General features: G+C 71.7%; 15 protein-coding genes and 2 pseudogenes. 4 read left to right on the forward strand and 13 right to left on the reverse strand.

Going from position 1 to position 17,546, the window contains the following annotated elements:
- Positions 1 to 123 precede the first annotated feature (123 nt).
- A complete protein-coding gene (locus tag ACTWQR_RS03555) occupies positions 124 to 579 on the forward strand; it encodes a hypothetical protein (RefSeq protein WP_443225383.1) in 456 nt (151 codons plus the stop codon).
- Positions 580 to 638: 59 nt separating this feature from the next.
- On the opposite strand, the gene ACTWQR_RS03560 is transcribed toward ACTWQR_RS03555, so the two are convergent.
- Positions 639 to 1,622: an NAD(P)H-quinone oxidoreductase gene (locus ACTWQR_RS03560; protein ID WP_443225384.1), complete on the reverse strand. Its 984-nt coding sequence runs from the start codon at positions 1,620 to 1,622 to the stop codon at positions 639 to 641.
- A 96-nt stretch (positions 1,623 to 1,718) separates the two neighbouring features.
- Here ACTWQR_RS03560 and ACTWQR_RS03565 point away from each other — a divergent pair.
- Positions 1,719 to 1,943 (forward strand): annotated as a pseudogene (locus ACTWQR_RS03565) (phosphatase PAP2 family protein); the annotation flags it as partial.
- On the opposite strand, the pseudogene ACTWQR_RS03570 reads toward ACTWQR_RS03565, so the two are convergent.
- The 7 genes and pseudogenes from ACTWQR_RS03570 to pdhA form a co-directional block, all read right to left on the reverse strand.
- Positions 1,929 to 2,093: pseudogene (locus ACTWQR_RS03570) on the reverse strand (LuxR C-terminal-related transcriptional regulator); the annotation flags it as partial. The pseudogenes ACTWQR_RS03565 and ACTWQR_RS03570 overlap by 15 nt on opposite strands.
- Positions 2,094 to 2,226: 133 nt before the next feature.
- Positions 2,227 to 3,333 carry a potassium channel family protein gene (locus ACTWQR_RS03575; RefSeq protein ID WP_443225385.1) on the reverse strand — a complete coding sequence of 369 codons (1,107 nt, stop codon included), beginning with the start codon at positions 3,331 to 3,333 and terminating at the stop codon, positions 2,227 to 2,229.
- A complete protein-coding gene (locus tag ACTWQR_RS03580; RefSeq protein WP_443225386.1) occupies positions 3,321 to 4,718 on the reverse strand; it encodes a molybdopterin molybdotransferase MoeA in 1,398 nt (465 codons plus the stop codon). The genes ACTWQR_RS03575 and ACTWQR_RS03580 overlap by 13 nt, the downstream gene beginning before the upstream one ends.
- Positions 4,715 to 5,731, reverse strand: coding sequence for an NTP transferase domain-containing protein (locus tag ACTWQR_RS03585; RefSeq protein ID WP_443225387.1), 1,017 nt, complete (start codon positions 5,729 to 5,731; stop codon positions 4,715 to 4,717). Before ACTWQR_RS03585 ends, ACTWQR_RS03580 begins: the two co-directional genes overlap by 4 nt.
- 124 nt (positions 5,732 to 5,855) lie before the next feature.
- Entirely contained in the window at positions 5,856 to 7,436 is a 1,581-nt protein-coding gene (locus tag ACTWQR_RS03590) for a dihydrolipoamide acetyltransferase family protein (protein WP_443225388.1), read from the reverse strand.
- Positions 7,436 to 8,440, reverse strand: a complete 1,005-nt coding sequence (locus ACTWQR_RS03595) for an alpha-ketoacid dehydrogenase subunit beta (RefSeq protein WP_443225389.1) — start codon at positions 8,438 to 8,440, stop codon at positions 7,436 to 7,438. The genes ACTWQR_RS03590 and ACTWQR_RS03595 overlap by 1 nt, the downstream gene beginning before the upstream one ends.
- Complete coding sequence (gene pdhA / locus ACTWQR_RS03600) at positions 8,437 to 9,594, reverse strand: pyruvate dehydrogenase (acetyl-transferring) E1 component subunit alpha (RefSeq protein WP_443225390.1); 1,158 nt, start codon at positions 9,592 to 9,594, stop codon at positions 8,437 to 8,439. Before pdhA ends, ACTWQR_RS03595 begins: the two co-directional genes overlap by 4 nt.
- Positions 9,595 to 9,768: 174 nt before the next feature.
- On the opposite strand from pdhA, the gene ACTWQR_RS03605 reads away from it, so the two are divergent.
- Positions 9,769 to 10,269, forward strand: coding sequence for an Lrp/AsnC family transcriptional regulator (locus ACTWQR_RS03605; protein ID WP_443225391.1), 501 nt, complete (start codon positions 9,769 to 9,771; stop codon positions 10,267 to 10,269).
- Positions 10,270 to 10,328: 59 nt separating this feature from the next.
- Here ACTWQR_RS03605 and ACTWQR_RS03610 read toward each other — a convergent pair whose 3' ends face one another.
- Positions 10,329 to 10,919, reverse strand: a complete 591-nt coding sequence (locus ACTWQR_RS03610; RefSeq protein WP_443225392.1) for a TetR/AcrR family transcriptional regulator — start codon at positions 10,917 to 10,919, stop codon at positions 10,329 to 10,331.
- Positions 10,916 to 12,430, reverse strand: a complete 1,515-nt coding sequence (locus ACTWQR_RS03615) for a 3-hydroxyacyl-CoA dehydrogenase (protein ID WP_443225393.1) — start codon at positions 12,428 to 12,430, stop codon at positions 10,916 to 10,918. The genes ACTWQR_RS03610 and ACTWQR_RS03615 overlap by 4 nt, the downstream gene beginning before the upstream one ends.
- Before the next feature lie 201 nt (positions 12,431 to 12,631).
- Between ACTWQR_RS03615 and paaN the strand changes: the two genes are divergently transcribed.
- Complete coding sequence (paaN, locus tag ACTWQR_RS03620) at positions 12,632 to 14,326, forward strand: phenylacetic acid degradation protein PaaN (protein WP_443225394.1); 1,695 nt, start codon at positions 12,632 to 12,634, stop codon at positions 14,324 to 14,326.
- A gap of 94 nt (positions 14,327 to 14,420) precedes the next feature.
- Here the strand turns inward: paaN and ACTWQR_RS03625 are convergent, their stop codons facing one another.
- The 3 genes from ACTWQR_RS03625 to ACTWQR_RS03635 are packed head-to-tail and all read right to left on the reverse strand — an operon-like array spanning position 14,421 to position 17,535.
- Positions 14,421 to 15,164 carry a TrmH family RNA methyltransferase gene (locus tag ACTWQR_RS03625; RefSeq protein WP_443225395.1) on the reverse strand — a complete coding sequence of 248 codons (744 nt, stop codon included), beginning with the start codon at positions 15,162 to 15,164 and terminating at the stop codon, positions 14,421 to 14,423.
- Positions 15,161 to 16,606, reverse strand: coding sequence for an HTTM domain-containing protein (locus ACTWQR_RS03630; protein WP_443225396.1), 1,446 nt, complete (start codon positions 16,604 to 16,606; stop codon positions 15,161 to 15,163). The genes ACTWQR_RS03625 and ACTWQR_RS03630 overlap by 4 nt, the downstream gene beginning before the upstream one ends.
- Positions 16,603 to 17,535, reverse strand: a complete 933-nt coding sequence (locus ACTWQR_RS03635; protein WP_443225397.1) for a DUF5819 family protein — start codon at positions 17,533 to 17,535, stop codon at positions 16,603 to 16,605. Before ACTWQR_RS03635 ends, ACTWQR_RS03630 begins: the two co-directional genes overlap by 4 nt.
- Between the last annotated feature and the right edge of the window lie 11 nt (positions 17,536 to 17,546).

The raw sequence follows: 17,546 nt of genomic DNA on the forward strand, positions 1-17,546 counted from the left end.
GGAACTCAGGGGACTCAGGGGACTCAGAGGACTCCTTGCGGCGACCGAGATGCCGGTGCGGGGGCCTCGTGTGACGCTGGTGCCGTCGATCTTGGCTCCTCGCACCGGGAGGGGGTCACCGACGTGGCTCCATGGCTCCGCCCCCCGCGCGTGGCCTGCCTGCTGCTGGTCCTGGTGGCAGGCCCCGCCCCTTCGTCCTCGTATGCCGCCTCTTACGGCAGCGCCTACGCCCCTTCGTACGCCGCCGAGCCCGCCCCCGCCGAGTCGCGGGCCGGCAGCCGCGCGGGCGCGGGGCGAGAGCGGCCGGGGCGGGAGGCGGCACCGACGGACGAGGACACCGGCGCGGACCACCCGGACGGCCCAGCGAGCCCGGACCGCCCGGAAGCCGGCGTCACACCCGAGCCGTCCAGGAACACCACACCGCTGTCCGACCCGCCCGTCGGGGCCGAGCAGGGCGACACCCGCTCCGTGAACAGCTCGGAACCCATCCTCCGGGTCCTGCCCCTCGGCAGCGGACTGGTCCTCATCGGCCTGGGCCTGGCCCTCGCGTTCCTCGCGCTGCGCGTGCGGCGGGGGTGAGTCGAAGCCCCGGGGTGTGATCCCTAAAGGGCGCGTGAACCCTGGTAGGCGCGTGAACCCTAGTAGGGGAGCGTGAGCAGCACCTTCCCGATGTTCCCGCTCTCCTCCAGCACCCGGTGCGCCGCGGCCGCCTCGCTCATCGGCAGCTCGCGGTCGACCACCGGACGTACGTGACCGGCGGCGATCAACGGCCAGACATGCTCCCGTACGGCTGCGACGATCGCCGCCTTCTCTCCGGTGGGACGGGCCCGCAGCGAGGTCGCGGTGACGGCGGCCCGCTTGTTGAGGAGCGTGGCGATGTTCAGCTCGCCCTTGATGCCGCCCTGCATGCCGATGATCGCGAGCCGCCCGTTGACCGCGAGGGCCCGGACGTTGCGGTCCAGGTACTTGGCGCCCATGTTGTCGAGGATGACGTCGGCGCCCGCTCCGTCGGTGGCGGCCTTGATCTCCTCGACGAAATCCTGCTCGCGGTAGTTGATCAGCACGTCCGCGCCGAGCTCGGCGCAGAACTCCAGCTTCTCCTTGCTTCCCGCGGTGACGGCGACCTTCGCGCCGACGGCCTTGGCCAGCTGGATCGCCATGGTGCCGATGCCGCTCGCTCCGCCGTGCACCAGGAGCGTCTCGCCGGGGCGGAGGTGGGAGATCATGAAGACGTTGGACCAGACCGTGCAGGTCACCTCGGGCAGCGCGGCCGCCTTGTCGAGGCCGACGCCCTCGGGAACGGGCAGCAACTGCCCGGCCGGCACGGCCACCTTCTCGGCATACCCGCCACCCGCGAGCAGCGCACACACTTCGTCGCCGACGGCCCACCCCGAGACGCCGGGACCGAGCGCGGTGATCCGCCCGGAGCACTCGAGTCCTGGGTACGGGGACGCTCCTGGCGGTGGGTTGTAGAACCCCTGGCGCTGGAGCAGATCGGCGCGGTTCACGGCGCTGGCCGCTACCTGGATGAGGACTTCCCCGTCACCGGGAACGGGGTCCGGCGCATCTGCCCACTCGAGCGCTTCGGGACCGCCGGGCTGAGTAATGGTCACTGCCTTCATGGAGCCGACGCTACTCCTCGCACGGCGTGTCCCTGCCAGGTACCTGGGGGCGCGGGATGACGACGGCGTCACCATCGGATCGGGTCTTGCCCTCCGGCCACCCTGGCCGCCGGGCTGGCGGTCGGCCTGACCCTGCTGCGACCCCGCCTCGCCGCGGTCACGCTGCCGCTGGCCGGGGCTACCGCGCTGCTACGGGTCGTCGTGGGGGTCCACTACCCGCACGACGTGCTCGCCGGGCCGATGCTCGGCGGCACTGTGGTGGCAGCCGTACTGCTCGCGCTCATGCCGCTTGCCCAGCGGGCGGCGTCACGGCTGGGGAGGCTCCGGAGGAACGATGCCGGCCTCATGGGCAACGACCGCGGCAGCGGCCCGGTTGTCCACACCCAGACGCGCCAGGATGGAACTGACATGGGCTTTGGCCGTCCCCTCCACCACATGCAGCCGCCGGGCGATCTGTCCGTTGCACAGCCCGTCCCGGTCACCGTCACGCCGTTGATCGCCACGCTGTCCACGGAAGCGACGGTACAGATGCCGAGGGCCGTCCGACACTGCCGAAAGTCCAACACGCGCCTGTGATGTGATCCGCGAGCACCGCCGCGTGGAGTCAGTCCTGCCGGAGCGGTCGCATCTCCGGCGCCACCTGCCTGTGCGGTGTGACCCGGACGATGGTGATCAGCCGGTCCGTCAGCTGCAGCTTGCCTACGGCCGGGTCGTCGTATCCGAGCACCCGATGGCCTCGTATGACGCTCACCACCAGGTCCTCCGTCTCGCGGGCGCCCTTTCCCACCTCGGCCTTCACGACCGGCCGTTCGACGATGTCGAGGCCGCTGCCCTGCTGGATGAGGTCCTCCATGACCATGCCCGCGCTGGGGCTGAGCACGGAGAGGCCGAGAAGCCGGCCGGCGGCGCTCGCGCTGGTGATGACGACGTCGGCGCCGGACTGCTTGAGCAGCGGCGCGTTCTCCTCCTCGCGCACCGCGGCCACGATCTTCGCGCCGCGGTTGAGCTGCCGGGCGGTCAGGGCGACGAGCACGGCGGTGTCGTCGCGCTGGGTCGCGATGATGATCTGCCGCGCCTTCTGCACCTCGGCCCGGATCAGTACGTCGCTGCGCGTGGCATCGCCGACCACACCCGCGTACCCGTCGGCCGTCGCCGCGTCTATCACCTTGGAGCTGGGGTCGATGACCACGACCTGCTCCTTCTTCAGCCCCGTCGCACACATGGTCTGAATCGCCGAGCGTCCCTTCGTGCCGAAGCCGATGACAACGGTGTGGTCCCTCAAAGCCGTCCTCCAGCGGTTCAGCCGCCACTCATCCCGGGTTCGTTCGGTGAGGACCTCGAGCGTGGTGCCGACCAGGATGATCAGGAAGAGCACGCGCAGTGGCGTGATCACGAAGATATTGGTGAACCGGGCGGCGTCGCTGACCGGGGTGATGTCGCCGTAGCCGGTGGTGGAGAGAGTGACGGTCGCGTAGTAGAAGGAGTCGAGCAGGTCGACGGAGCCGTCGGAGTTGTCGTTGTAGCCGTCGCGGTCGAGGTAGACGATGAGGGCGGTCCCGACCAGCACCAGCAGTGCGATGACAACCCGTTTGGCGACCTGGCGTATGGGGCGTTCCACCCGTCGGCGGGGCAGTGCCACCCGATGCGTGAGGAGGCGTTCGTCCGCCTGGCGGGCGATCGCGTCATGGCCCGGAAGTTTCACGTGAAACACACCCCGATTCCGGCCGTCGCCCAGGGCAGGTCGAGGATCTCCAGCTCCTGGCCGGAGCGCGCCCCGCCGGGCGGGACGACCGCGAGCGCATCGGCCACGGCGATGCCGCGCAGCATGGCCGGTCCGTTGTAGTGCAGCGGCACGGCCCGGTCCTCACGCAGGACGACGGGGATCAGCCGGGTGTCGTACGGGTGGCCGTGCACGGCGTCCTTGAGGGGCAGCGTGTACGTCTCCGGGGCCGCGCGCCCCGCGAGGGTACGCAGCAGGGGTTCCGCGAGCGTGAGCAGGCCGGAGACGGCGGCGAGGGGGTTGCCGGGCAGGCCGACGAGGTGCTGGTTCTCTTTGGTCCGCGCCAGGAGCATGGGGTGGCCGGGACGCACCATGACGCCGTCCACCAGGAGCTGGGCGCCGATGCGGCGCAGGGTGGGGTGGACGTGGTCGACGGGTCCCGCGGCGGTGCCGCCGGTCGTGACGATGAGGTCGGCGTCGGAGCTCTTCAGCGCCTTGTGCAGAGCCTCTGCGTCGTCGCCCAGCCTGCGCACCGCGATGACGTCCGCGCCGAGTGCGCGCAGCCACGACGGCAGCATCGGGCCGAGCGCGTCCCGGATCAGCCCGTCGTGGGGCAGGCCCTCGGTGAGCAACTCGTCGCCCAGGACCAGGACTTCGGCTCGCGGTCGGGGGACCGCGGTGACCGTGTCGTATCCGGCGGCCGCGGCGAGTCCGAGCACGGCCGGGGTGACCAGCGTGCCGGGCGGCAGCAACGGGTCGCCGGAGCGGCACTCCTGACCGCGGGGGCGAATGTCCTGCCCTTGCGCGACGTCCCGGGCGGCGTGGAGCCGCCCCTTGTCGTCGGTGCGGCCGTGTTCGCTGCGGATCACCGCGGTGGCGTCCTGCGGGATCCGCGCGCCGGTGGCGATCCGGACCGCCTCGCCGTCGGTCAGCGGCTCGGGCTCGGCGTGGCCCGCGAGCACCCCTTCGGCGCGGACGTCCCACGGGCCGGGCCCGGCGACCGCCCAGCCGTCCATCGCGGAGGTGTCGAACGACGGGAGGTCCGTGAGGGCGGTGAGGGGAGCGGCGAGGACGAGGCCCAGCGCGGCGTCGAGGGAAACCGAGACGGGGGCGTGCGGTCGGAGTGGGGCTCGCTCCGCGGTGACGCGGGCCTCGGGCCAAGAGCTGGCGCTGTGGTGGGGGTGAGGCTCGGTGGCGCTCTCCCGGGTCCCGCCGCCAGGTGTCGGCGGCGGTACGGAAGGGAGTCCCGGAGGAGGGCTGCCAGCGGCTCCGGAGCCGTCGGGCACCTGGGCACCACCTTCCTTGACCAAGGCGAGGGCCTCCTCGACGTCGAGGTCGTCGAGATCGACGTCTTCGTACTGGCCCCGGGCGGTCATCCGGCGTCCGGTCGTGCTTCGGGGGCGGCGGAATCGGTACCAGTGCCGGTGCCGGTGCCGGTCTCTTCGGCGGACCCGGGGCCGGAGGAGGCCGTGGGGCCTGCGTCCGGGATTCCCGGTTGGGTCGGTGTGCCCGGCTGAGCCGGGGTGTCGTCCTCCGCCGCCCAGCGCAGCGCCAGCGCCGTCGCCTTGCGCGCGGCCTCCGCCACCGCCTCGGGGCCTCCCTTGGCCTGGGCCGCCGCGTAGCCGACGAGGAACGTGGTCAGCGGTGCGGCGGGCCGGGCCACTCCGTGCGCGGCGTCGCGGGCGACGTCGAGGAGGATGCCGATGTCGACGTCCAGATCGATGCCGAGCTCGTCCTTGACTGCGGTAATCCATTCGTCCAACACGTGCCCATGCTCCCTGATACGTGCCCGGGCGGCGGCGATGTCGTCCCAGGTGTCGCAGTCGAAGGACGCGACGGGGTCGCTGATTCGGGTGAGGTCGAGCGCGCCGGTGAGCCGCCGCAGCGGCAGTCCGGTCAGTGTGCCGTGCTCGGCACGGAGGGCGGCCAGCTCGCGGCGCAGTGCCGCACTCCGGTACGCGGCCACGAGCGGCTGGTCGCGGCCACCGGGGTCCGTGAGCAACACGCCCTCGGTGCCCGCCTCCTGAAGAGCGGTCAGCAGCCGCCGTACCGTCCCCTCGTCCAGGAACGGCAAGTCGGCGGAGAGCACCACGACGCACTCCGCGGTGGTGCTCCGCAGCCCGGCGTCGAGGGCGGCAGCCGGGCCCGCGCCGGGCGGATCCTCGCGCGCCCACTCCACCGGACGCGCGGTGGGCCTCGGCTCCGCCACGACCACCGTGGTGGCGGCGCCGGAGCAGGCGGCCAGGACCCGGTCGAGCAGGGCGCGGCCGCCCACGCGCACGCCGGGTTTGTCCGCCCCGCCGAGCCTGCGGGCGGCGCCGCCGGCGAGCACGACAGTGTCATAGCCGTCGTCGGTACCGGGTGCGCTGGGAGGCTCGTACGCGGTCACTCCCCGAGTATGAGGGCCCGATGGATCTTTGCCACCCCTGTGCACAGCATGTGGACGGGGGTGGCGGCGTGATGTGTGCGGGTTGGTGGCGAGGTCGTACGGGCCGGGGTGGCCGGCAAGGTGGCTAGAGGGTCCGCAGCAGCACCGTCGGCTGTTCCACACAGTCCGCCACATACCGGAGGAAACCGCCCGCCGTGCCGCCGTCGCAGACCCGGTGGTCGAAGGTGAGCGAGAGCTGCACGACCTGCCGCACCGCCAGCTCGCCCTCGTGCACCCAGGGCTTGGGGACGATCCGGCCGACGCCGAGCATGGCCGCCTCGGGGTGATTGATGATCGGCGTGGAGCCGTCGACGCCGAACACCCCGTAGTTGTTCAGCGTGAAGGTCCCGCCGGTGAGCTCCCTGGGGGTGAGTGTTCCGGTCCGCGCCGCCTCGGTGAGCCGCGCGAACTCCGCGCTCAGCGACTCCGCGTTCCGCGCGTGCGCGTCCTTCACCACCGGCACGACGAGCCCCCGCTCGGTCTGCGCCGCGAACCCGAGGTGCACCGCGTCGAGCCGTACGACCTCGCGGGCGTCCATGTCGACAGTCGAGTTGAGCTCGGGGAAGCGGGCCAGCGCGGCGGTGCAGACGCGGGCGAGCAGCGCGAGGAGGGAGATCTTCGGGCCGCCGGCCGCGTTCATCGCCGCGCGCGCTTGCATGAGTTCCGTGGCGTCGGCGTCCACCCAGCAGGTCGCGTCGGGTATCTCGCGACGGCTGCGGGAGAGCTTGTCGGCGACGGCGCCACGGATGCCTCGGAGGGGGATCCGAGTGCCGGCGACAGTGCCAGTGCCGGTGCTGGTGCCGGGGACCGCAGGCATGGGCGTCATGGCCGGTGCCTGAGCAGTCGGTGCCTGAGCAGTCGGTGCGGACGCGGCCACGGAGACCTGTGGCGTCCGAGCGGCCGACTTGGCGGAAGCGCCGGCCCTGGCGGCGTACTCCACGTCCGCGCGCGTGACGAGCCCCTCCGGACCCGAGCCCGCCAGCTCCCGTAGGTCCAGGCCGTGTTCGCGCGCGAGCCGACGCACGAGCGGGGAGATCACAGGCACGGGGCCGCCGTCGGCCCGGCGCCCGGAATCAGCACTTGGGCGCCCGGAATCGACACCTGAATCGTGTCCGGTCCCGTCCATGACCGGCTCCTCGTCCCGTACGGGACGACGGACAGCGGTGCTGGACCCGGCTGCCGCCGCGACGGTCAGGTCCGTATCCGGGTGTCCCGCACGTCGGCCTGCGGGTGCCTCGGTCCCGTCCGCACTGCCGGACCGGTCCGGGCCGGGTCCGTTCGCTGCCGGCCCCGGCGACCGCGGCCCCGGAGCCGCGCCACTCGCAGGCGGGCGCACCCTTGCGCGCCGCGCCGGAGGCGCCCCCGTGCCGTAGCCCACGAGCACGTTCCCGGAACCCTCGTCCTCACCGCCGGAGGCCGGTGCGCCCACCGCGACCGTCAACAGGGGGGCGCCCACGGGGAGCTCGGTGCCCTCGTCGCCGTAGCGGGCCGTGACCACGCCGCCGTACGGGCAGGGCACCTCGACCATCGCCTTGGCCGTCTCGACCTCGACGACGGGCTGGTCGACGGCGACGACGTCGCCGACCTGGACGAGCCAGCGGACGATCTCGGCCTCGGTGAGTCCTTCACCGAGGTCGGGAAGCCTGAATTCCAGGACCTGCGCCATCAGCTCTCCGCCTCCCACTGCAGACGCGCCACCGCGTCCAGAATCCGGTCGACTCCGGGCAGGTGATGCCGTTCCAGCATCGGCGGCGGGTACGGGATGTCGAACCCGGCCACCCGCAGCACCGGCGCCTCCAGATAGTGGAAGCACCGCTCGGTGACCCGCGCGGCGATCTCTCCGCCCGGCCCGCCGAAACTCCCGGACTCGTGCACCACGACGGCCCGCCCTGTCCGCCGTACGGACGTGGAGACCGTCTCGTCGTCGAACGGCACCAGGGAGCGCAGGTCGACGACTTCGAGATCCCAGCCCTCGGCCCGAGCCGCCTCGGCCGCCTCCAGGCAGACGGGCACGGACGACCCGTATGTGAGGAGCGTTGCGCTCCGGCCGGAGCGCCGCACCACCGCGCGGCCTATCGGTTCAACGGGCCGCGGCTCTTCGGGGTTCCAGGAGTCCTTCGACCAGTACAGGCGCTTGGGTTCGAGGAAGACGACCGGGTCGTCGGAGGCGATGGCGGCGCGCAGCAGTCCGTACGCGTCGGCAACCGTCGCGGGCGTGACGACATGGAGCCCCGGAGTCGCCATGTAGTACGCCTCGGACGAGTCGCTGTGGTGCTCGACGCCGCCGATGCCGCCGCCGTAGGGAACGCGGATGGTGATCGGCAGCGGCATGGCGCCCCGCGTGCGGTTGCGCATCCGCGCCACGTGCGAGATCAGCTGCTCGAAGGCGGGGTACGCGAAGGCGTCGAACTGCATCTCGACGACCGGTCGCAGCCCGTACATGGCCATGCCGACGGCCGTCCCGAGGATGCCCGCCTCGGCGAGCGGCGTGTCCGTGACGCGGTCCTCGCCGAACTCCTTGGCGAGCCCGTCGGTGACCCGGAAGACGCCGCCCAGGGTGCCGACGTCCTCGCCCATGACGTGCACGGTCGGGTCGTCGGCCATCGCGTCGCGCAGCGCCCGCCCGAGGGCCTGCGCCATGGTGGCCGGCTTCACCGCGACGGTGGTCATCGCGCGGCTCCTTCCGACTCGTCCTCATGATTGCGGGCCTCGGCGTCCAGCTCGGCCCACAGCTGCGCCTCCTGCTCCAGGAGTTGGGTCGTGGGCTGGGCGTACACGTGCGCGAAGAGGTCCATGGGGTCGAGGGCCGGTTCCTGGTTCATGCGCTCGCGCAGGTTCGCGGCCATCGCGTCGGCGTCCTCGCGCGCGGCACGTATGCCGGCCTCGTCGAGCAGTCCGCGCTCGGTCAGTTCGTGCTCCAGGAGGGCGATCGGGTCGTGCTCGCGCCAGGCCGCCACCTCGGAGTCGGCGCGGTAGCGCTTGTCGTCGTCGGCGTTCGTGTGGGCCTCCATGCGGTACGTCACCGCCTCCACGAGCGTCGGACCGCCGCCCGCGCGCGCGTGGGCGATGGCATCGCTGAGGACCTCGTGCACCGCGGCGGCGTCGTTGCCGTCCACCAGGCGGCCCGGCATCCCGTAGCCGACGGCCTTGTGGGCCAGCGAGGGGGCCGCGGTCTGCTTGGCGAGCGGGACGGAGATCGCGAAGCCGTTGTTCTGGACGAGGAAGACGACCGGGGCCTGCCAGACGGCGGCGAAGTTCAGCGCCTCGTGGAAGTCGCCCTCGCTGGTGCCGCCGTCGCCGACCAGGGCGAGCGCGACCACGTCGTCACCCTTGAGGCGCGCGGCGTGCGCGAGGCCCACGGCGTGCGGCAGCTGGGTCGCCAGCGGCGTGCACAGCGGCGCGATGCGGTGCTCGTGGGGGTCGTATCCGGTGTGCCAGTCACCGCGCAGGAGGGTAAGAGCCTGTACGGGATCGAGGCCTCGGGCGACGGCGGCCAGCGTGTCCCGGTAGCTCGGGAAGAGCCAGTCGCGCTCCTGGAGGACGAGCGCGGCGGCGACCTCGCAGGCCTCCTGGCCGGTGGAGGAGGGGTAGACGGCAAGGCGGCCCTGCTTGGTGAGGGCCGTGGCCTGCGCGTTGTAGCGACGGCCGCGCACCAGCTCCGCGTACAGACGGCGCAACAGACCCGGGTCGGCTTGAGCGGCTGCCTCGGTGCCGAGGACGCGGTGGGGCAGCGCGTCGGGCAGCAGCGGCGCGGGGTCGGTGCGGGGCTGCCAGGCGGGCGGCGGGGTTGGCCGGTATGCGCCTCGCTGCTCCATGACCGTCATGTCGGCACCTCCTCGTGGGACGGCTTCGAAAGGCACGCCAAAGGTGATGCGCCTCACCTACCGATTGTTCGGTCGTCGACACATTTTGGCTACAGGCACCTGCAGGCTGTGGACAAACGGTTCTCCACAGCCTGATATGGACGCAGTACGTCCATGGTAGGGAAGCGGGGGGACATGCCACCTGAACAAATGGCCGAGGGGCCGGAGGCCGGAAGCTCCCCGCCGCCCGCGCGCCCGCTCGACGCCATCGATCAGGACATCCTCCAAATGCTCCAGGCGGACGGCCGCGCCTCGATACGGTCCGTGGCCGAGCGCGTCCACGTCTCCCGGGCCAACGCCTACGCACGCATCAACCGCCTCCTCGAGGACGGCGTGATCCGCGGCTTCGGCGCCCGCGTCAATCACGAGCGCGCGGGACACGGCACCTCGGCATACGTCACCCTCAAGATCGTGCAGAACTCGTGGCGCACTGTGCGGGAGCAGCTGAGGGAGCTCCCGGGTGCCTCCCACATCGCCCTGGTGGGCGGCGATTTCGACGTCCTGCTGCTGGTGCACACGCCGGACAACAGAGCCCTGCGCGAACTGGTGCTCACCCGGCTCCAGGCCATCCCCGAGGTGCTCAGCACGCGGACGCTGCTGGTGTTCGAGGAAGAGGACCTGGAGCCGCAGGGGTGAGGGCAGGCCCGCAGTGGCCTGGAATCACAGGAGGACGGTCCGGAGTCGCCGGACCGGGCTCAGTCCTCTTTCCTGAGCCCCCCGAAGACCAGTCGCACGACCGCGTCCGCCACTTCGCGCTCGCCCATGCCCCGCCCGTCGGGGCGGTACCACTCGACGATCGAGTTGATCATCCCGAAGACCAGCCGGGTCGCGAGCCCGAACTCCACGTCGCCGCGTACGTCCCCGTCGGCCGCCGCCGCCCTCAGGAGCTCGGCCACCCGGTGGTCGAAGTCCCGGCGCCGCTCCAGGGCCCAGCGCTCGGCTTCGGTGTTGCCGCGCACCCGCAGCAGCAGCGTCACGTACGGCAGCTCGGCGGTGAGCACCTCGACCATGCGCCGGGTGACGTACTCCAGACGCTCCACGGCACGCCCCACGCGCGCGTGCTCCTCGTCGAGGATCCCGAAGAGGCCGTCGAGGGCCCGGCTGACGGCCCGGCGCAGCAGCTCCTCCTTGCCCGTGACGTGGTGGTATATCGACGACTTGGAGATGCCGGCCGCCTTGGAGAGGTGCTCCATGGAGGTGCCGTCGTAGCCGCGCTCGTTGAAGATCCGCACGGCCACGGAGAGCAGCGTCTCCGGGGTGTAGGTGTCGCGCTTGGCGGTGGTCATGGGGTGCCCTCCCGCTTCTCGGAGGCGTACGCGTGGCGGTAGAGCGCGAGAGACGGCGCGTAACGCCCTGAGGGTTCACGCAGGTGCAGGTCGTCCAGGACGTCGTAGGCCCAGCTCCTGCCGAGCCTGCGGCTCCATTCGAAGGGCCCCAGGGGGTAGTTGACGCCCAGCCGCATCGCCGTGTCGATGTCCTCCTCGGTGGCCACCCCCTTGGCGACCGCGTCGTGCGCCAGGTCGACGATGCGGGCCACGGTACGGGCGACGATCATGCCCGGTACGTCCCCGATGACGCTGACGTCCTTGCCGAGGGCCTGGAAGAGCCCGGTCGCCTCGGCGAGGGTCTGCGTCTGGGCGTCCCGCGAGTGGGACAGGGCGATACGGGTCGCCCGGCGGTAGTCGAGCGCCAGGTCGAAGTAGACGACGTCGCGGAACTCGACGGCGGTCTGGCCGTCCGCGAGGGCCAGCTGGCCGCCGCTCGGCAGTACCAGCCGCGTGCCGTGGTCCTCCTCGTCCTCGCGGACCTGGATGCCCGCCTCCCGGATCAGCGCGACCAATTCGGCGGCGGGGCCCAGATCGCCCTCCACGACGACGTGCGCGGGCGGCTGGACCTTCTCCGCGGTGTGCGGCTCGGGGCGGTCGGCGTCGTCCCCGTAGTCGTACCAGCCGTGTCCCGTCTTGCGGCCGTGCCGGCCGGACTCGACGAGCCGCCGCTGGGCCAGCGAGGGCGTGAACCGCACGTCCTGGAAGAAGGACTCCCACACGGACCGCGTGACGGACTCGTTGATGTCCTGGCCGATGAGGTCGGTCAGTTCGAAGGCGCCCATTTTGAAGCCGCCCGACTCGCGCAGGACGGCGTCGATCGTGGCGGGATCGGCGGCCTGGGCCTCGTAGACCGCGAAGGCCTCGGCGTAGAAGGGCCGCGCGATGCGGTTGACGATGAAGCCCGGGGTGTCGGCGCAGGCGACCGGGGTCTTCCCCCAGGCGCGTGCCATCTCGTACGCGCGCGTCGCCGACGTGACGTCCGTCGCGAACCCGGAGACGACCTCCACGAGGGGCATCAGCGGCGCGGGGTTGAAGAAGTGCAGCCCCACGAAGCGGCCGGGGTTGCGCAGGGCGCCGCCGATCGCGGTCACCGACAGGGACGAGGTGTTGGTGGCGAGCAGGCAGTCGTCCTCGACGATCTCCTCGAGTTCGCGCAACAGTTGCTGTTTGACGTCCAGTCGCTCCAGGACGGCTTCGACGACCAGACCGGAGTCGGCGAGTTCGGAGAGGGTCTCGGCGGGGCGCAGGCGGGCGCGTGCGGCGTCCCGTTCGGCGCCGGTCAGCCGGTCCTTCTCGACAAGCCGGTCGAGGCGGGTACCGATCGCTTCGGCCGCGGCCAGGGCACGGCCGGGCACGGCGTCGTACAGCCGCACGGGGTGGCCGGCGACGAGAGCGACCTGAGCGATGCCCTGGCCCATGGTGCCGGTGCCGACGACGGCCACGGGGCCGGCGAGGTCGAGTGCTGTCATGCTCGCGATCCTCCCGCACCGGGTTGTCCACAGGTTCGGCGGTCCCCCTTGTCCCGACCGATCGTTCGGTTACTCTAGCCGTGTCCGCCCACCCGTCTCCCACCACCACCCTGCACGAGGCGCTTCGCGCCACACCTTTCGATAATTCTGCCCAGGTCGCGAGTTCGAAGAAGAGCTCGTGAGACGAGGAGTTGGTCCCTGATGGCCACTGCCGAACTCACCACGCATCAGCTGATCGCCCAGCACCGGCCCACCCTCGACCAGGCGCTGGAAGCGATCCGCACACGCGCGTACTGGTCCCCGCACCCCGAGCACCCCAAGGCGTACGGGGAGAACGGCAGCCTGGGCATGCCGGAGGGCAAGGCCGCCTTCGACGCCCTCCTGGGCAGCCGCCTCGACCTCGGCCAGCCCGGCACCGACGACTGGGTGGGCGGCGAGGTCTCGCCGTACGGGATCGAGCTGGGCGTCACGTACCCGCACGCGGACATCGACGCACTGCTGCCCGCCATGCGCGCCGGGCAGCGCGCGTGGCGCGACGCGGGCGCGGAGATGCGCGCCGTGGTGTGCCTGGAGATCCTCAAGCGGATCAGTGACCGCACGCACGAGTTCGCGCACGCGGTCATGCACACCAGCGGCCAGGCCTTCATGATGGCGTTCCAGGCGGGCGGCCCGCACGCGCAGGACCGCGGCCTGGAGGCTGTGGCGTACGCGTACGTGGAACAGGTCCGCACGCCGGACAACGCCGAGTGGACGAAGCCCCAGGGCAAACGCGACCCGATCGCGCTGACCAAGCAGTTCACGCCGGTGCCGCGCGGCACCGCGCTGCTGATCGGCTGCAACACCTTCCCGACGTGGAACGGCTACCCGGGCCTGTTCGCCTCCCTGGCCACCGGCAACGCGGTCCTCGTGAAGCCCCACCCGCGCGCGGTGCTGCCGCTCGCGCTCACCGTCCAGGTGGCCCGCGAGGTGCTGACCGAGGCGGGCTTCGACCCGAACCTGGTGGCGCTGGCCGCCGAGCGCCCCGGAGAGGGCATCGCCAAGACCCTGGCCACCCGCCCCGAGATCCGGATCATCGACTACACGGGCTCGACGGCGTTCGGCGACTGGCTGGAGGCCAACGCCCGCCAGGCGCAGGTCTACACGGAGAAGGCCGGCGTCAACACGGTGATCGTGGAGTCCACCGACAACTACAAGGGGATGCTGTCGAACCTCGCCTTCTCCTTGTCCCTCTACAGCGGCCAGATGTGCACGACCCCGCAGAACCTCCTCATCCCGCGTGACGGCATCCGTACGGAGGATGGCCCCAGGTCGTACGACGAGGTGGTCGCCGACCTCGCCAAGTCGGTCGGCGGACTCCTCGGGGACGACGCCCGGGCGAACGCCCTTCTCGGAGCGATCGTGAACCCCGACGTGAAGGCACGCCTGGAAGCCGCGGCCGGGCTCGGTGAAGTCGCGCTTGCCTCACGGGAAATCGCCAACCCCGAGTTCCCGGGCGCGGTCGTCCGCACTCCCGTGATCGTGAAGCTCGACGGCGCCAAGCCCGACGCCGAGGCGGCCTACATGAGCGAGTGCTTCGGGCCGGTCTCCTTCGCCGTCGCGGTCGACTCCGCGGCGGACGCGGTGGAACTGCTGCGGCGGACGATCAGGGACAAGGGCGCGATGACGGTCGGCGCGTACACGACCTCCGAGGAGTTCGAGCAGGCCGTGCAGGAGGCCTGCCTGGAGGAGTGCGCTCAGCTCTCGCTGAACCTCACGGGCGGGGTCTACGTCAACCAAACCGCCGCCTTCTCGGACTTCCACGGCTCGGGCGGCAACTCGGCGGCGAACTCTGCGCTGTGTGACGGCGCTTTCGTGGCGAACCGATTCCGAGTGGTGGAGGTTCGTCGGGAGGCGTAGGCGGGCCGTTGGGGAACTGCGGGTTGCTGCACGGCTGCGGGTTGTTGCACGGCTGCGGGTAGCCGGGGGCTGGGCGCGCAGTTCCCCGCCGCCCCTAGGGGGCGCTCCAGTGGAACAGCGTCATGGCCACGCTGGTCGCGAGGTTGTAGCTGGAGACCTGAGGGCGCATCGGCAGGGACACCAGGTGGTCGGCACGCGCGCGTAGGTCGGGAGACAGGCCACTGCGCTCCGAGCCGAAGGCGAGCAGCGCGTCGTCCGGGAGCTTCAGGCCCCGGATGTCCTCGCCCTCCGGGTCGAGGGCGAACACCGGCCCGGGCGGCAGCTCGGCCACGGTCAGGCGCTCCACGACGGTCGCGAAGTGCAGTCCCGCCCCGCCGCGCACGACCGTGGGATGCCAGGGGTCGAGGGTGCCGGTGGTGACGACTCCGGTCGCGCCGAAGCCCGCCGCGAGCCGGATCACCGCGCCGGCGTTCCCGAGATTGCGCGGATGGTCGAGGACGACAACGGGCGCGGTACGCGGAGTACGGGCCAGCGCCCGCAGACCCGCGTCGCGCGAGGGACGCACCGCCAGCGCGGCCACCGCGGTGGGGTGCGCACGCGGGACCAGGCTCTGGTACGCGGCCTCCGGGACCTCTTCCAGGAGGCCGTCGAGCGTGTCCCGTACGTCCGGCGCCAGCTCGTCGGCGAGCGCGAGCGCCGCCTCCCGGTCCGTGGTGACGGCCACCGTGACGTCGGCCCGGAAGCGCACGGCGTGCTTGAGGGCGTGGAAGCCGTCGAGCAGGACGGAGGTGTCGGCGAGCCGGCGCCAGGCGCGTACGGGGTCGTGGGGGGCCGTCATGCCGTGAAGCCTACGTGCCTGTCCTCGGCCGTCGCCGGGGCGCGCGAAGCCTCCGCACGCGGTTCCGGCAGCGTACGGCCGACGCCCGAAAACAACCGTCCACGCGCGCGTGCCACCCATCCGCCGAGGCGGCGCAGGAAGGACGTCGGCAGGAACACCGCGTCGGCGGCGATCATCGCGAGCGAGAAGAACGGCAGTCCCAGGACGACGGCGATCACGGCGTGCTCGGTCATCATGGCCGCCAGCAGGACGTTCTTCACCTGCCGGTTGAAGAGCGTGAAGGGGAAGGCGACCTGCACGATGACCGTCCCGTACGTCACCAGCATCACCGTCGTGCCGTGTGCGGACAGCAGGTCGGAGAGGACCGGCCAGGGCGAGAAGTAGTCCAGGTGGAGCGGGTAGTAGACGGCGGTGCCGTCCTGCCAGCGGGAACCCTGGATCTTGTACCAGCCGGCGGTCGCGTAGATCAGGCACGCCTCGGCCATGATCACGAACAGGGCGGCGTTGTGGGCGAGGTTGGCGACGACGTCGAGGAATATGCGGGGCTGCGCGGTGCGCGCGTATCGTCCGACGGCCCACCACAGGCCAAGGGCGGCCCACAGGCCCCAGAGGATCGCCGGCAACAGCCCGGGGCCGAGGACCCACGACAGAAAGGCCAGTTCAGGACCGAACACTTCCTCCCGAGCCTCGATCATGTCTGACAGCAGTCGACCGACAGCGAGTTTCCCGGCCAATGTCGCGGCAGCCAGCGCAAGACCGAGCAACGCCCACAGCACGGGCCCCACCCTGTCCGGGCTGAACCGCTCCCCACGCGCGCGCGCCTCACCCGCGAGCCGCTCCCGTCGCTCGTCCAGCGACCACACCTGGCCGCAGCGCGTGAACACGAGGTAGATCGCCATCAGGTGGATGACGTTGTCGCCGCCGTCCCCCATGAAGATGCTGCGGTTCTGCAGGGAGAGCACGCCTATCAGGAAAAGCACGGACATGGTGCGGGTGCGCCAGCCGAGCATCAGTAGGGCGCTGGAGAGCACGGCGAGGGCGTAGACGATCTCGAACCAGACCTGGCTGTCGGCCCATATGAGGGCCGTGAAGGCGTGGTTGTTGGCAATGAGCTGCTGAGCGAGATCCCAGCTCCAGGGGCCGTCGGGCCCGTACATCTCCTCGCGGTGCGGGAACTCACGCAGCAGGAACAGCAGCCAGGTGACCGCGAAGCCGATGCGGATCACGGCGGTCTGGTACGGGCCGAGGGCCTCGCCGGTGACGCGTGTGACGGCACGTGCGAGCTTCTGGCCGACACGGTCCTTGCCGTCGTAGCGGCTCGTCCGACTGCTTGCCGGGCTACTGGCCGGGCTACTTGTCCGGCTGATCATCTGGCTGCCCGTCGGGGTGCTCTTCGGGTCGCCCGTCGCGTTGCTCTTCGGGTCGCGGTCCACGCTGCTCATCCGGCGCTCGCCTCCGTGCTCTCCGTGGGCCGCGTCCCGGCCGGTCGGTCGGCCTTCGACACCGGCCACCAGGGCAGCTGGCGGACCATGGGCTTGTCGGACACCTGCTCCTTGCTCCACTTCGGAGACGGCACATTGGTCGTACGGGAGCGGACCTGGACCTGTTGTACGACCGCGGCCCGGCCGCCCGCCCGCTCGCGGTCGAGGCGCAGCACCACGATGCGGCGCAGATAGCGTTCGGAGAGCGCGCCGCGCAGACCGCTGGGACGGTTCTCGTTGTCGTGCGTGGCCACGTAGAAGTCCCAGGCCCTGCGCAGCTCGTTCTGCTGTGTGTGGCTGGGCAGCAGATTGGCGTCGATGGCCGCGCCGTCCCGCGCGGAGAGGTCGTACCAGCCGGTCGTCGTGACGTCGGCGTCACTGGTCCGCACCTCGGCGCGTACCTGGACCGAGATGTTCTGCTGAAGCGGGTTGGGCGCGAAGAGCTTCCAGTTCTGCTCGAACTCGGGGTAGACCCACTCGTCGATCGCCCGCCCGTGCTGCTTCGTGACCGTGTTCGACGGCGCGACGTGCAGGAAGACCATGCCGACGTGCACACAGGCGGCGACCGCGACGACCGCGAGGGCGAGCGCGGCGGCGATCTGGTAGCGGAGGGAGAGGGCGGCGATGCCGGTGACGGGCGACGGGCCGGCCGGCCCGTCGCCGGAGGGCGAGATGCCGATGAGGGACGGAGGTCCGGCGGGCCCGTCGCCGGAGGCCGCGTGGCCTGCGTGGCCCGCATGGCTGTCCGGCGGCGGGCCGTCGGGGGCGCCTGGCGCGGGCTCAGCGGCGGAGCCGGGCTCGGGAGCAGAGGCAGGGGCTGGGGCAAGGTCGGGGGCCGCGGGCTCGCTCGGCACGGGACGGGCGTTCGAGCCCTTGTCGTACGCGTCCATTTCGCCCCGTT

The organism is Streptomyces sp. 2A115, assembly GCF_052245575.1.
Lineage (GTDB): Bacteria > Actinomycetota > Actinomycetes > Streptomycetales > Streptomycetaceae > Streptomyces.

Excerpts from the sequence above, each read along its gene's own strand:
- ACTWQR_RS03630 (WP_443225396.1), bottom strand. The coding sequence starts at position 16,606 with ATGAGCAGCGTGGACCGCGACCCGAAGAGCAACGCGACGGGCGACCCG.
- pdhA (WP_443225390.1), bottom strand. The coding sequence starts at position 9,594 with ATGACGGTCATGGAGCAGCGAGGCGCATACCGGCCAACCCCGCCGCCC.
- ACTWQR_RS03625 (WP_443225395.1), bottom strand. The coding sequence starts at position 15,164 with ATGACGGCCCCCCACGACCCCGTACGCGCCTGGCGCCGGCTCGCCGAC.
- ACTWQR_RS03635 (WP_443225397.1), bottom strand. The coding sequence starts at position 17,535 with ATGGACGCGTACGACAAGGGCTCGAACGCCCGTCCCGTGCCGAGCGAG.
- ACTWQR_RS03595 (WP_443225389.1), bottom strand. The coding sequence starts at position 8,440 with ATGACCACCGTCGCGGTGAAGCCGGCCACCATGGCGCAGGCCCTCGGG.
- ACTWQR_RS03590 (WP_443225388.1), bottom strand. The coding sequence starts at position 7,436 with ATGGCGCAGGTCCTGGAATTCAGGCTTCCCGACCTCGGTGAAGGACTC.
- ACTWQR_RS03580 (WP_443225386.1), bottom strand. The coding sequence starts at position 4,718 with ATGACCGCCCGGGGCCAGTACGAAGACGTCGATCTCGACGACCTCGAC.
- paaN (WP_443225394.1), top strand. The coding sequence starts at position 12,632 with ATGGCCACTGCCGAACTCACCACGCATCAGCTGATCGCCCAGCACCGG.
- ACTWQR_RS03610 (WP_443225392.1), bottom strand. The coding sequence starts at position 10,919 with ATGACCACCGCCAAGCGCGACACCTACACCCCGGAGACGCTGCTCTCC.
- ACTWQR_RS03605 (WP_443225391.1), top strand. The coding sequence starts at position 9,769 with ATGCCACCTGAACAAATGGCCGAGGGGCCGGAGGCCGGAAGCTCCCCG.
- ACTWQR_RS03615 (WP_443225393.1), bottom strand. The coding sequence starts at position 12,430 with ATGACAGCACTCGACCTCGCCGGCCCCGTGGCCGTCGTCGGCACCGGC.
- ACTWQR_RS03560 (WP_443225384.1), bottom strand. The coding sequence starts at position 1,622 with ATGAAGGCAGTGACCATTACTCAGCCCGGCGGTCCCGAAGCGCTCGAG.